This window comes from Flammeovirgaceae bacterium, assembly GCA_015180985.1.
GTDB lineage: Bacteria > Bacteroidota > Bacteroidia > Cytophagales > Cyclobacteriaceae > UBA2336.
Window position 1 is genome coordinate 2,273,502 of sequence record CP054185.1, and the last position, 14,117, is coordinate 2,287,618.

Here is a 14,117-nt window from a genome sequence, read left to right on the forward strand (position 1 = left end):
AGTTATGTTATCATGAAGCAAGGATTATTTTTCTTTTTGTTGGTGATTGTGTTTCTTTGCGATTGCTTATCCAGAAAGACCGAGGGAATGGGCCCGTTGACGTCTTAGCATCCTGTCCGTAAGGGCGTTGTGCTAAATCCCAGTCTAGCCGATGCGCCAGATAAAGATAAGTAACCCACCCACCGGGCTCTCTGGATAATGGACAACGATTTGGAGAGTCATGAAAATAAACGACATTTTAAAAGAGCGTATTCTGGTACTTGATGGGGCCATGGGCACCATGATTCAGCGCTATACGCTTGATGAACAGGATTTTCGGGGTGAGCGTTTTAAAGATCATGCTCATCCATTAAAAGGCAATAACGATCTGCTTTCGATTACCCGGCCTGATATTATTAAGGCTATTCATCGCCAATACCTTGAAGCCGGTGCCGATATTATTGAAACGAACACCTTCAGCAGCACCCGCGTTGCCCAGGCCGATTACCATCTGGAATCGCTGGCGTACGAACTGAATTTTCAGTCGGCAAAAATTGCCCGCGAAGTTGCTGATGAATTTAGCCGTGCAACCCCGGAAAAGCCACGCTTCGTTTCGGGAGCTCTCGGCCCTACAAATAAAACTGCCTCCATCTCACCCAATGTAAATGACCCGGGTTACCGCGCTATTACGTTTGATGAACTGGTTGAAGCGTATTATGAGCAAACAGCCGGACTTGTTGAAGGCGGTGTTGATTTGCTCTTGGTTGAAACGATTTTTGATACACTCAATGCCAAGGCAGCCTTGTTTGCCATTGAAAAGTATTTTGAGGAACACACCCCCCTCAATCCCCCCTTAAGGGGGGATGTGAACCCGTTACCTATTATGGTTTCGGGTACAATTACCGATGCAAGCGGGCGCACCCTGTCGGGGCAAACTACCGAAGCCTTTATGATTTCTGTTTCGCATGTTCCGTTATTAAGTATTGGACTCAATTGTGCGCTAGGCGCCAATCAGTTGCGCCCGTACCTGCAGGTGATGGCTAAAGAATCGGAAACATTTGTCAGCGCCTATCCGAATGCCGGCTTGCCGAATGAGTTTGGCCATTACGACCAGACTCCCGATGAGATGGCTTTGCAAATAGAAGAGTATCTGAAAGAAGGCCTTGTGAACATTGTGGGTGGCTGCTGTGGTACTACTCCGGATCACATCCGGAAAATTGCGGAGGTGGCTGCGCGCTATAGCCCACGCTCGGTCGATAGCCAGTTAGTCAGTAGTCGATAGTTTGGTAAACGCTAAATTCATGGCATTTAAGTTTGAGAGGTTGAAAGTATGGCAAATGGCAATTGATTTGTCAGGTGAGATTCATGAGTTAACTAAAAAGTTTCCTAAGAAGGAATTGTTTGTACTGACTTCTCAGATTCAGCGCGCGTCAGACTCAGTTGCATTGAATATTGCCGAAGGTTCGACTGGTCAGTCAAATCCGGAGTTTAGAAGGTTTCTTTCCATTGCACTACGGTCGGCAATTGAAGTAGTGTGCTGTTTTTATCTCGCCAAAAGGAGAAAATTGGTGGATGATTCAGAATTCAATTACTTCTATGATAAGTTGACTGAGCTAATAAAAGGTATTCAGGCATTAAAAAATTCAATTAAGTAGGATGACGCCATGGACTGAGGTCCATGGACGAATTAACTATGGACTATCGACTTAAACTAAGTGGCCTTGAGCCCGTTACCGTTACCCCGGCTTCCAATTTCATCAACATTGGAGAGCGAACCAATGTTACCGGTTCAGCTAAGTTCCTCAAGCTCATTAAGGAAGATAAATTTGATGAGGCGCTCGAAGTGGCGCTCGACCAGGTACGTGGCGGGGCACAGGTAATTGATGTGAACATGGATGAGGGTATGCTCGACTCAAAAGCAGCCATGGTGAGATTTCTAAACCTGATGGCTGCGGAGCCGGAAATTGCCCGCGTGCCGGTAATGATTGACTCATCCAAATGGGAAGTGATTGAAGCCGGGCTGAAGTGTTTGCAGGGCAAAGGCATTGTTAACTCCATCAGCCTCAAAGCAGGTGAAGAAGAATTTATCCGCCAGGCGAAACTTGTCAGGCGTTATGGGGCTGCGGTTGTTGTTATGGCTTTTGACGAACAGGGCCAGGCCGATACATTTGAAAGACGTATATCCATCTGCAAACGTGCTTATGACATTCTTATAAACCGGATAAAATTTCCTCCGCAGGATATCATCTTTGATCCGAACATTTTCCCGGTAGCCACCGGCATTGAAGAGCACCGTAATTATGCGCTCGATTTTTTCAAAGCAGCCCGGTGGATACGCGAGAATCTTCCGCATGCGCATGTTAGCGGGGGTGTGAGCAATGTTTCATTTAGTTTCAGGGGTAATCAGAAAGTACGCGAAGCCATGCACGCGGTTTTTCTGTACCACGGCATTCAGCATGGTATGGACATGGGCATTGTAAATCCAACCATGCTCGAGGTGTACGATGAGATTGATAAAGAATTGCTTGAACGGGTTGAAGATGTATTGCTGAACCGAAGGGATGATGCTACGGAGCGGCTGCTCGAATTTGCCGAAACCGTGAAAGGCTCGGCTAAGAAAAAGGAAACCGATGACGCCTGGCGCAATGGCTCGGTTGAAGAGCGCATCACCCATGCACTGGTGAAAGGTATTATTGATTTTATTGATGAGGATACCGAAGAAGCCCGCCAGAAGTACGGCAAACCGCTGGCCGTTATTGAAGGCCCGCTGATGCAAGGCATGAATGTGGTGGGCGATTTGTTTGGGGCCGGTAAAATGTTTTTGCCGCAGGTGGTAAAAAGTGCGCGCGTGATGAAGAAGGCGGTCGCCTACCTGGAGCCGTTTTTGGAAGAAGAGAAAAGTAAAAGCAGACCTCACCCCCCGGCCCCCCCTCCTACGGAGAGGGGGATACCGAACGAAGGTGAGGCAGGGGCAGAGGTCAGACCGAAAATTCTGCTGGCTACCGTAAAAGGCGATGTACACGACATTGGAAAAAATATCGTAGGCGTGGTGTTGGCTTGTAACAACTATGAAGTGGTTGACCTGGGTGTAATGGTACCGGCAGATAAGATTCTGGAAACGGCCCGAAGGGAAAAGGTTGATATCATCGGGCTCAGCGGACTGATTACTCCTTCGCTTGATGAAATGGTGCATGTGGCGAAAGAAATGCAGCGACAGCAGTTCGAAGTTCCCTTGCTGATTGGCGGAGCCACCACCTCGCGGATTCATACGGCTGTTAAAATTGATCCCGTATACGATGGCCCCGTAGTGCATGTGCTGGATGCGTCACGCAGCGTGCCGGTGGCCAGTGAGTTGATTAGTGCGGTTACGCGATTAGGCTTTAAAACAAAAACAAAGGAGGAGTACCGGAAATTACGCGAGGCCCACGAATCGCGTAAGGAACAGAAAAACTATATTCCTTTGGTCGAAGCGAGAAACAACAGGTTGGCAATTAATTGGCATGCCTTCAACCCGCCCAAACCTTCGTTTATTGGAAAAAAAGTATTGCTTGATTTTCCGCTGGATGAATTACGGAAGTACATCGACTGGACACCATTTTTTCAAACCTGGATGCTGGCCGGTCGTTATCCGGCAATATTGAGTGATAGCGTGGTTGGCAGTGAAGCAACTAAATTATACAAGGATGCCCAGCGCATGCTGGATGTAATTATTACGGAAAAGAGTCTACGTGCTAACGGAGTTGTTGCATTTTACCGTGCTGTGAGTACGCCAACCGATGATGTAAAGTTGTTTGATTCCGGGGCAGATCAGCCTTTTGCCACGCTGCACTTCCTCAGGCAACAAAATAAAAAGGCAGCCGGGCTGCCTAATTTTTCGCTGGCAGATTTCATTGCCCCGCAAGAGTCGGGTAAACAGGATTATATCGGTTTGTTTGCCGTTACGGCCGGGATTGGTTTGGAAAGACTGATTGAACAATACAAGGCGGCCCACGATGATTATTCAGAAATTATGGTTAAGGCGCTGGCCGACCGGCTGGCTGAAGCATTTGCCGAATGTTTGCATGAAAAGGTGCGAAAAGAATTTTGGGGCTATGCCCGAACTGAAAACCTGACTAATGAAGAACTGATAGCAGAAAAATATTCAGGTATCCGACCGGCTCCCGGTTATCCGGCCTGCCCCGACCATACGGAGAAGCGCACGATTTTCGAAATCCTGGAGGCAGAACGTGTAACCGGCATCCGGTTAACCGAATCATTCGCCATGTATCCAGCGGCTTCCGTGAGCGGATATTATTTTTCACATCCGGTGGCTCGCTATTTCGGGCTTGGAAAAATCGAGAAGGACCAGGTTGAAGAATATGCTGAACGCAAAGGGATGAAAGTTGCTGACGTAGAAAAATGGCTGGCGCCTAATTTATCGTATGATATTTGAATGAATTATGAAAGTTATCGATCACATTAAGAAAGCAAACGGTAAAACATTATTCACCATTGAAATTCTTCCTCCCCTTAAAGGAGAAAATATCCGGTCGTTATTTGACCACATGGATCCGCTGATGGAGTTCAAACCTCCGTTTATTGATGTTACCTATCACCGGGAAGAGTATGTTTACAAAAAGCAGGAGAACGGCCTTTTGGAAAAACGGTCGGTACGCAAACGGCCCGGCACCGTAGGTATTTGTGCCGCCATTCAGAACCACTACCGGGTAGATACTGTACCGCACATTATCTGCGGAGGCTTCAGCAAAGAAGAAACTGAAAACGCACTCATCGACCTGCACTTTCTGGGTATCGATAACGTGCTGGTGCTGCAAGGCGATGCGATAAAAAACGAAGGAAGATTTACACCCGAACCGGACGGCCACCAGTATGCTTCCGATTTGTTGCAGCAGGTGGTTCGCATGAATAAAGGCATTTATCTCGATGACGAATTACTCAACACTGCCCCGACCGATTTCTGCATAGGAGTGGCCGGCTATCCTGAAAAACATTTTGCGGCACCCAACCTGAAAACCGATTTGAAGTATTTGAAACTGAAAGTCGATCTGGGTGCGGAGTACATCGTTACCCAGATGTTTTTTGATAATGCCAGATTCTTTGATTTTGTAAACCGTTGTCGTGAAGCTGGCATCACGGTTCCCATAATACCCGGCATTAAACCCATCACCACCAAATCGCAAATCAGCGTGTTGCCCACAACCTTTCATATTGATATTCCGGAGGAGTTGGCCGATGAAGTGGAAAAGTGTAAAGACAATGCTGCAGCGAAGGAGGTGGGCATTAAATGGGCGGTGCAACAGTCGCGCGAACTCATTAAGGCGGGCGTGCCCACATTGCATTTTTATTCGATGGGTAAATCAGATCCGATTTATAAGATTGCGAAAGAGTTGTTTTAAATTGACTGGATAATAATTTTTCATTTTGAAAAAATCCACCTAACTTCACTAATCATAAAATAATTTCCTTATGTCAAAATCAATGGATCGCAAAAAGGAAGGCAAAAAGCAGGCGAAGAAGTCGCTGATGGAAAAGCGTGCGGAAAAGCGTGCCAAACGCGAAGAGAAGAACCGTATGTAATACTGCTGAAATAGCCTTTAACTGAACCCCGGCTTTATGAAATCCGGGGTTTTGTTTTTCAGTAAAGTTAAACTTTCACTTCAGGTGATTACCCTAACCGAATGATTTCTTACAGGTTTTATACATGTGAATAACCCGGTTGAAAAGTTGTTCATTACTTTTTAGATAAATATTTTGTGAATGGTATTAGGCAACATACCTTCATACCACTAAGCCGATTATTGACCAGTTGATGCGGTCGTGTCCGTAAACAAAACACCTGTTTCTACGGAAACGTGTGCACAAAAAAGCGGACAAGGCCGGTTGTGCACGTACTACGGATTTCCTCGCGGGAACAACGGGTACGGGTATGAAGTTGAGAACGGCAATCGAACGATAGCCGGGGCAGGTTTTAATTCGGTCAACTTGACTTAGGGTTGCAGGGCAGCTACGGTTGTTTTGCAACAAAACGGGAATACGCAAGCAATTGATGTATTCCCGTTTTTTGTTTTTATGCTTCCAGGTCTTCGTTATCTTGGCTGATAATCAACAAGAATTCATATGACACGGTGGTATGTACTCCTGGTGTTTTTGATCTTAGCCTGTTCGCCTAAAGAAAAGAAGGAAGAATGGGTAAGTTTATTCAACGGTAAAAATCTGGACGGCTGGACACCCAAGATTTCCGGCTATGAAGCCGGGGTGAACTACAAGAACACCTTTCGGGTGGAAGACGGCATTCTGAAAGTTTCGTATGCCGAATACGATTCGTTTACCCGTGAGTTCGGGCACTTGTTTTATAAAGAACCTTTTTCGCATTACCGGTTGCGTGTTGAATATCGCTTCGTAGGCGAACAGCCGAAGGGCGGGCAACAATGGGCTTTTATGAACAGCGGGGTTATGGTTCATTCGCAGTCCGCAGAAAGCATGGGGGTTGATCAGAATTTTCCGGTATCGCTGGAGGCGCAGTTTTTAGGCGGCACACCGGAGCGTGAGCGCCCCACCGGAAACCTTTGCACTCCGGGAATGCACGTGTACATGGCCGATACGTTGGTTACACAACACTGCATCAATGCAAAAACCCGCACCTACCTGCCCGATGAATGGGTAACGGCTGAACTGATTGTATATGGCGACAGCATCATCCATCATGTGATTAATGGCGATACGGTGATGACCTACTCCAGACCGGTTATCGGGGGAGATTATTTACCAGAAAACTATCCGCAGCCCGAAGGAACACCGGTAAAATCCGGTTACATCGCCCTGCAATCCGAAAGCCACCCCATTGAGTTCAGGAGGGTGGAACTATTGGTATTGAAAGCTAAGTAATAAATAAGCACTCGCATCCGAACGCACCGATCAAAAAATTGTTAATTCAATTGTGTTCTGAGCAACTTTTTTGATGTTGACAACATCCCAATGTTAATTAACGTTAACTTTTTTGACACGGCACTTTGCTTCTCATAGATTTGGTAGTCAACTCAAACTAATTCCATCCTATGCTTAGGAACTACCTGAAGATTGCTTTTCGTTCCTTATGGCGAAGTAAAGTACATTCTGTAATAAATGTAGCCGGCCTTAGCCTGGGCATTGCCTGCTGTATGCTGATTGTGTTGTTCGTGAAAGACGAATTGACGTTCGATGCCTTTCATAAAAAAGCAGACCGGATTTACCGCGGGTATGTAAAGGAGAACTACGGAGAGAATCAGGTATTTTTTAACACCGTTACACCCTTTCCGCTTGGCCCCACCCTAAAAGATAATCTTCCGGAAATTGAGCAGCAGGTGCGCATCAATCCTTATGGAACACAGGTAAAGGTAGGAGAGAATCAATTTTCAGAAAGCGTTACCATCGTGGGCGAGCATTTCTTTGATGTGTTTGATTTCAGGATAATTAAAGGCGAGCGGACCAATGTACTAAGTGGTATTAATAATGTGATACTAACGGATCAAATCGCAAAGAAATATTTTGGAAACGATGACCCGATCAACCAGGTTATAACCATTCAAATCAGTGAAAAGGCCGAGGAGTTTATGGTTAAGGCGGTTGTTGAAAATCCTCCGGTTAACTCCAGTATCCAGTTTAAAATTCTTATTTCCGATTTAAATTTTACCAGAATGTTCAGTGAGCAGGTGCTCACTTCCTCGTGGTTTAATGTAAATCCGGAAACATATGTATTGCTAAAACCCGGAGCTAAGGTGGCTGACGTTGTGGAAAAATTTCCACCGATTTTCAAAACAGCGCTCGGTGAGGATGATTATAAACAGAGCAACTATACGGTAGGTTTACAGCCCCTTACCGGCATTCACCTTGACACCAGTTTTCCAGCCGGCATTGCTCCGGTAAGTAATCCACGTTACTCCTATATTCTAAGCGCGGTAGCCTTGTTAATCCTTTTTGTTGCGTGTATCAACTTCGTAACCTTGTCTGTCGGACGGTCGCTTAAACGTGCCAGGGAGGTTGGCATACGTAAAGTGGCGGGTGCGCTTCGTGGCCAACTGGTGGTTCAGTTTATTGGCGAAGCTGTATTGATTACACTTTTGTCACTTGCTGTAGGCTTTATGTTAGCCTTAGTGAGCCTGCCTGTATTTAATACTCTGGCAGCCAAACAACTTTCGCTTGGGCCGGATGTATTCACTTTTTTGGTAGCAACTGTGTTGGTAGTAATTATTGGATTGATAGCCGGGAGCTATCCGGCCTTTGTGCTTTCCAATTTTCGCCCGGTAATGATTTTCAGGGGCACTGTGCAGGGAATAAGCAGTCGTCAGGGTCTTCGTACGATATTGGTAGGCATTCAACTTGTGTTAACTGTTTTTTTGATTTCGAGTACGCTCATTATGCGCAACCAGCTTAACTATCTTCAGAATAAGAATCTGGGATTTAACCGTGAACAACTTGCCGTTATACAACTTAACGTTCCGCGTGAGGGCAGACTGACAGAACGGGTTCAACGTGGATTTGAAATGGTACAACTGTTTAAAGGTGAACTGTCAAAGATTCCCAATGTGGCTGGGGTATGCGGCACATCGCATGATTTTGCCAATGGTAACTGGACGGCCGTAGGGTATACAGACCAGGATGGCGTGTACCGCACTTTCAATCTGAATACTGTTGAACCTGAATACTTCACGGTATTACAAATGCAATTTGCTGCCGGAAGAAATTTCAATAATAACTCAACTGCTGATGTACGAAGAGGAGTAATTGTAAACGAGGCCTTTGTTAAAGAACTGAAATGGGATGAAGCCCTCGGTAAAAAAATTCCGGGGAGAAATTTCGGGGATCATGAAGTAATTGGCGTTGTGAAAGATTTTAACTATGCTTCGCTGTATACCCGGATTGAACCGTTGGTACTGGTCATGGATCCATCTATAATTCTCCAGGGTGTTGAGAACATTTCCATCGGTAATTCCCCGATTCCAAAATTAGTAATCCGGTTAAAGCCCGGTGATATGGCGCAAACCATCAATCAGGTTAAGGAGGTTTGGAATAAGCTAACCGGTAGTCAGGAATTTACTTTTGCATTTGTTGATCAGGCTATTGCAGCACAATATGCCAGTGATCAGAACCTGGGCAGGATTATCCGCATCGCTACAGGGTTGGCCATACTTATTGGAAGCCTGGGGTTATACGGACTGGCTTCACTGGCCATGCAGAGCCGCACAAAGGAAATCGGCATCCGTAAAGTATTAGGTGCAACAGAGCGTTCTTTGTTGCTGCTCTTGTCAAGGGATTATGTTTTGCTGGTGGTTGCTTCCCTGGTGATTTCCATTCCCATAACCTGGTTAGTCATGCGCGATTGGCTTGCGGGGTTTGAATACCGTGTAGCCATAGGTGTTGATGTATTTCTTCTTTCCGGATGTATTGCGCTTGGTATTGCCCTTCTTACGATCAGCTACCAGGCTTTCCGCACGGCATGGACACAACCGGCAGAGACGTTAAAATACGAGTAGTTGCCTGAAATACTTTGATGTGTAAATTGAAGCATGAAAGTATTTGAACAGGTACTTACCGTTAGGCCCGAACATCTTGACGATTTAAATCATGTAAACAATGTAGTGTACCTGCAATGGGTACAGGATGTGGCCTCGGCTCACTGGAATGCAATTGCTGCTGCTGAGATGAAACAACGTTATTCATGGGTAGTACTCAAACATGAAATTGAATATTTTGCCCCGGCTTTTCTGAATGATATAATAAAGGCCCGTACCTGGGTACATCAATCCGAGGGAGTTCGCTCGGAGCGTCATGTGGAGTTATACAATCAACAGACCGGCAAACTGTTGGTGCGTGCAAAAACCAACTGGTGCCTGCTGGATGCGCAAACCATGAAACCCCGCAGGATTGAACGTGATATCCTGAATCTGTTTCATTAACCAGCACCATAACGGCCTAACTTTATTCTTTTGGTTTGGGCGGAAAATCCTGTAACACCTTATTAATGCCGGCCCGGATGTGTTTCTCCGATAAATCAGGAGGCGTTTCCAAAAAACCTTCGGTATGGCTTTCCCATACCAGTTCACCTCGTTGCCGGTCGATCAGGTGAACAACCAGGGTTCCTTTAGTTACATGAATTTCATCGGCACGGGTGAACGGGGTTTTGTAGTAATAGGGCTCGTCTTCCTGGCTGTGGTAGCGGATAACAATAGTATCTTCAATGGTTACATGAAAGTCCACGAGCAGGTCAGGATTGTTGCTGTCAAAGCGAAGGCCTTTGCCGCTCAGGTTATCGATAATAGACTTCCTGATGGCTTCCTGAATCTCGGGCCGGTTAAGGTATTCCGGTCCGGTGTAGAAAAATGAACAGTTTTCCAGCCAGCAAAACGTTTTATATATACTGAAATCAATACCTGACTTGTATTCGGTTTTAACAGGGTCGCAGGCAAAGAAAATGAGTAAACCCAGTATGCCGATAACCTTATTCATGCTGCTAAGTTGTAAACTCTTCAGGTGTTTTTCTGCTGGTGAAGGTCAGCCTTAATGGCTGATCTTTATCAGGCGGTCAGGCCAGTTCACGCAAATCAACGGGCACAACTTTCGAAACGCCCTTTTCGACCATCGTTATCCCGTAGATCACATCGGTAGCCGTCATGGTTCGCTTGTTGTGTGTTACAATTACAAACTGGCTTTCCTTGCTGAAATTGCGGATTATATTATTGAACTTGTCGATGTTGGCATCATCCAGTGGGGCATCCACCTCATCAAAAATACAGAAGGGTGCCGGTTTGAGCAGGTACATCGAAAACAGCAGGGCCGTGGCGGTTAGTGTTTTCTCTCCGCCCGAAAGCTGGTTGATGGTGATTGGCCGTTTGCCTTTGGGCTTGGCGATGATATCAATTTCGGATTCCAGCGGATTGTTGGGATCAATCAGTTTAATATCGCAGTCGTCTTCTTCGTTAAACAGCGATCGGAATACGCGTTTAAAATGATCGCGCACCTGGTTAAAGGCATCCATAAAAGTTTGGCTGGCCACTCCTTCAATTTCGGTTATAGTATTCAGCAGCGATTCCTTGGCTTTAAACAGGTCATCGCGCTGGGCGATAATGAAATCGTTGCGCTCTTTAATTTCAGTATAGGCTTCCATGGCCATGGGGTTAATGGGCCCCATGGTGTCCAGCCGCTCGCGTATGCGGGTTACTTCGTTGCGTAGTTTTTCTTCATCCGCTTCTTTCAGGCGGTGTGCATCTTCTTCATTAGCCGGTTCTCCGAGTGTTTCAAGGTCAACATTAAATTCAACCGAAAGCCTTTCTTTAACCGAATTAAGCTGCAGTTTATTTTCATTTAATTGGTTTTGCAACTCCATCAGCAGGCTGTCGATGTGCTGCCGGGTGTGCTGTACTTCGCGTAATTCTTTTTCTGTCTGGTCAATGTCACCGCGCGACTGGTAATATTGTTTCTCAGCCTCGTTCAGTTCCTTTTCCATGATTTCTTTTTGCGCGTACATGGAAATAAGTTCGGTATCGTGACTTTGTGTTGACTCAACAATCGAACGCGCTTCTTCTTCGTTTTTCTTTAATTCCTCCAGGTTCAGTTCAATCCTCAGGGTGCTTTGCTCCATGGCCTCATGCTTAAAGCGGATTTCCTGTTCGATGCTGGCTACCCGGTTTTGCTGCTGGTGGTAATGGATGTTTTGTTCATTCAGCGCAGCCGATTTCTGGGTAAGGTATTCGTTCTCCTGTGCGAGCAGTTCGGTAAGTTGGGCAATCTGGTTTTCCTGTTCGGCTACCGCATGCTGAAGCAAGTGGGCTTTCGGCTTTAGTTCATCCAGTTCATTCAACAATACATCCACCTTTTCCAATATGTCTTCTCTCCGCAAATCAGCGTTGCTCAGGAATTCAGAAAACTGCTCTCGTTTGGTTCGTACTGATACGTATTCTTCATTTACCTGCCTGATAGTATGTTGCAATTCATCAAGCTGCTGGCGGATGGTAGTTTGGCGCAACCGTTCCAGATCGGTTTGGCGCTGTACCAGGTTATCGCGTATTTCACCCAGTTTAGCAGAAAGTTCTTTAATTTCCTTGTCCAGTTTTTCCAGGTTCTTTGCCCGCCCGATTTTCTTACCTTCAAATAACCCTACCGATCCACCGGAAATACTGAAACGCTTTTTAGTGAGCTTACCGCTCTTGGTAATGAAGGTATTGTCATCATCAGCCGGAATGCCTTTTATGTCACCCTCATACACATATACCTTATCTAATATATAGGCCATAAGTTTCCGGTACTTTGGGTCAAACTCAATTACCTGGGTTGCCGGGTAGGCGTTGTCGTAGATGCGGGTAGGAGTGGGTTCAAATTTTTCAAAAGCATCGAGGATGAAAAAATTGGCTTTACCTTTTGACGCATCACTGAGGATGTTGATGGCTTCGTATGCTTCGGCCTCGTGCTCAACGATATAGTAATTCAGGTACGACTCCAGGTAGTTCTCAATAGCCACGCGGTAATCTTCCGGGCAGGTGAGTACGTCTGATAGGAGCGGAGCATGCTTGGTAATTTTCTTTTTCAGAAACTTGATGGCCTCCGGGAAGCCCTCCAGGTTCTCAACCAGTGATTTGGTCAGGTTATATTCATTCTGCTTGGAGTCCAGTTTCCGGCTGGTGGCCGTCATCTCATCGCGAATCACCTCGATGGTTTTTTCCATGGAAGCAATCCGCTCGATGTTATCGGCCTCTTCTTTGCGCAGTTGTTCGAGTTCAGCGTTCTTTTTTTGAATCTCTTCGTGCAATACGACCAGCTTCTTTTCAAACTCTACTAAGCTGGCGCTTTGCTGACTGGTGTCGGTAGCGGTACGGTCTAATTCCTGCCGGAACGTGGCCACCTGGATTTCGCGTATCTCAACGGCCTTGTTTGTCTGAAAACTTTCTTCCTGTTTCTGCCGAAGGGCCTGACGCTGCAGATCAACCTGGCCCTGCTGGGTGCCGGTTAATTTGCGTTGTTCTTCATACTCAGCCCGCAACTGATTGAGCCGCTGCTCAATTTCGGTAAGCGTTTGCAGGGCGGCATCGCGTTCGTTTTCCAGGCTTTGTATGCTGAAGCGTGCGCGTTCATTACTTTTCCTGTCCTGATCAATCTGCTCACGCAGCGTAGCGGCCCGGTCGTTCAGGTATTTCAGTCGCTCATTTTTTATTTGTTTGTCGCTTTCGTATTGCCTGATTTTGGCTACGAAATCGTTAATCGCCTTTTGCCTTGCCGAAAGTGTTTTTTCTTTTCCAACCAGGTCGGCCTTTGCACTTTCGATGGTGGCCTCCATTTCGGCAACGGATGCATTGAGCGCAATTTTCCGGTCGTTTTCCTGCTGTATACGCTGGCTAAGTGAAATAAATTTCTCTTTTTGCCTGGCAACCACTACCCGGGCAAGGGTGATGCTTTTTTGTTTGTATTCGTCTTTGATTTTGTAATAGTTCTCGGTTTGTTTTGCCTGCTTCTCCAGGCTTTTCATGTTTTTCTCGATCTCGTAAAGAAGGTCCTCCACACGTTCCAGGTCGGCATCCGTATCTTCCAGTTTCTTTAATGTTTCTTTCTTTCGCTTTTTGAATTTTGAAATACCGGCTGCCTCCTCAAAGAGCATCCTGCGCGAGTTGTCTTTATCATTAAGCAGGTCATCAACCATACCCAGTTCAATGATGGCATAGGTATTGGAGGCAACACCTGTGTCGAGAAATAAATTGGTAATGTCTTTCAACCGGCAGAGTACACCGTTAAGCAGGTACTCGCTTTCACCGGAACGGTACAGCCTGCGGGTGATGGTTATCTGCGAATATTCAGTAGGCAGGATATTTTTGGTGTTGTTGATGGTTAAGGATACTTCGGCCATCTGCTGGGCCGAGCGGCCGCTTGTTCCGTTAAAAATCACATTTTCCATCTTTTCCGACCGGAGGGCGCTGGTCTTTTGTTCACCCAATACCCACCGGATGGCATCCACAATATTGGATTTTCCGCTGCCATTTGGGCCTACAACACCGGTAATCCCTTCATCGAAATTGATTACGACTTTATCGGCAAAACTTTTAAAGCCCTTGATCTCAAGCTTGGCTAACTGCATTGAAGTACGTGTGGTTGTTTGAAGTTAAAAAATCTTTCCTTTC

General features: G+C 46.1%; 9 protein-coding genes and 1 riboswitch. Of the genes, 7 read left to right on the plus strand and 2 right to left on the minus strand.

From position 1 onward, the window contains the following. Window positions 1–63 precede the first annotated feature (63 nt). A riboswitch (SAM riboswitch) is annotated at window positions 64–173 on the plus strand. A 47-nt stretch (window positions 174–220) separates the two neighbouring features. From HRU69_10620 to HRU69_10650, 7 genes are all read left to right on the plus strand, one after another. Next, window positions 221–1,261 carry a homocysteine S-methyltransferase family protein gene (locus HRU69_10620; protein ID QOI97909.1) on the plus strand — a complete coding sequence of 347 codons (1,041 nt, stop codon included), beginning with the start codon at window positions 221–223 and terminating at the stop codon, window positions 1,259–1,261. A gap of 19 nt (window positions 1,262–1,280) precedes the next feature. After that, window positions 1,281–1,634, plus strand: coding sequence for a four helix bundle protein (locus HRU69_10625; protein QOI97910.1), 354 nt, complete (start codon window positions 1,281–1,283; stop codon window positions 1,632–1,634). 38 nt (window positions 1,635–1,672) lie between these two features. Further along, window positions 1,673–4,411 carry a methionine synthase gene (metH, locus tag HRU69_10630; GenBank protein QOI97911.1) on the plus strand — a complete coding sequence of 913 codons (2,739 nt, stop codon included), beginning with the start codon at window positions 1,673–1,675 and terminating at the stop codon, window positions 4,409–4,411. 7 nt (window positions 4,412–4,418) lie between these two features. Continuing rightward, the gene (metF, locus tag HRU69_10635) at window positions 4,419–5,375 is read left to right on the plus strand and encodes a methylenetetrahydrofolate reductase [NAD(P)H] (protein QOI97912.1); all 957 of its coding nucleotides are present in this window, start codon (window positions 4,419–4,421) and stop codon (window positions 5,373–5,375) included. A gap of 721 nt (window positions 5,376–6,096) precedes the next feature. Further along, window positions 6,097–6,864, plus strand: coding sequence for a DUF1080 domain-containing protein (locus tag HRU69_10640; protein ID QOI97913.1), 768 nt, complete (start codon window positions 6,097–6,099; stop codon window positions 6,862–6,864). 170 nt (window positions 6,865–7,034) lie between these two features. Further along, a complete protein-coding gene (locus HRU69_10645) occupies window positions 7,035–9,488 on the plus strand; it encodes an ABC transporter permease (GenBank protein ID QOI97914.1) in 2,454 nt (817 codons plus the stop codon). 33 nt (window positions 9,489–9,521) lie between these two features. Next, window positions 9,522–9,911, plus strand: coding sequence for an acyl-CoA thioesterase (locus HRU69_10650; GenBank protein ID QOI97915.1), 390 nt, complete (start codon window positions 9,522–9,524; stop codon window positions 9,909–9,911). A gap of 22 nt (window positions 9,912–9,933) precedes the next feature. Here HRU69_10650 and HRU69_10655 read toward each other — a convergent pair whose 3' ends face one another. Together HRU69_10655 and smc are read right to left on the minus strand one after the other, a co-directional pair. Beyond that, window positions 9,934–10,461 (minus strand): DUF4136 domain-containing protein, encoded by a 528-nt coding sequence (locus HRU69_10655; protein ID QOI97916.1) that lies wholly within the window; start codon window positions 10,459–10,461, stop codon window positions 9,934–9,936. A gap of 76 nt (window positions 10,462–10,537) precedes the next feature. After that, window positions 10,538–14,074 (minus strand): chromosome segregation protein SMC, encoded by a 3,537-nt coding sequence (gene smc / locus HRU69_10660; GenBank protein ID QOI97917.1) that lies wholly within the window; start codon window positions 14,072–14,074, stop codon window positions 10,538–10,540. Window positions 14,075–14,117 lie beyond the last annotated feature (43 nt).

What these genes read in the sequence shown, in the direction of transcription:
- HRU69_10620 (QOI97909.1), top strand. Translation starts at nt 221, where the DNA reads ATGAAAATAAACGACATTTTAAAAGAGCGTATTCTGGTACTTGATGGG.
- HRU69_10625 (QOI97910.1), top strand. Translation starts at nt 1,281, where the DNA reads ATGGCATTTAAGTTTGAGAGGTTGAAAGTATGGCAAATGGCAATTGAT.
- metH (QOI97911.1), top strand. Translation starts at nt 1,673, where the DNA reads ATGGACTATCGACTTAAACTAAGTGGCCTTGAGCCCGTTACCGTTACC.
- metF (QOI97912.1), top strand. Translation starts at nt 4,419, where the DNA reads ATGAAAGTTATCGATCACATTAAGAAAGCAAACGGTAAAACATTATTC.
- HRU69_10640 (QOI97913.1), top strand. Translation starts at nt 6,097, where the DNA reads ATGACACGGTGGTATGTACTCCTGGTGTTTTTGATCTTAGCCTGTTCG.
- HRU69_10645 (QOI97914.1), top strand. Translation starts at nt 7,035, where the DNA reads ATGCTTAGGAACTACCTGAAGATTGCTTTTCGTTCCTTATGGCGAAGT.
- HRU69_10650 (QOI97915.1), top strand. Translation starts at nt 9,522, where the DNA reads ATGAAAGTATTTGAACAGGTACTTACCGTTAGGCCCGAACATCTTGAC.
- HRU69_10655 (QOI97916.1), bottom strand. Translation starts at nt 10,461, where the DNA reads ATGAATAAGGTTATCGGCATACTGGGTTTACTCATTTTCTTTGCCTGC.
- smc (QOI97917.1), bottom strand. Translation starts at nt 14,074, where the DNA reads ATGCAGTTAGCCAAGCTTGAGATCAAGGGCTTTAAAAGTTTTGCCGAT.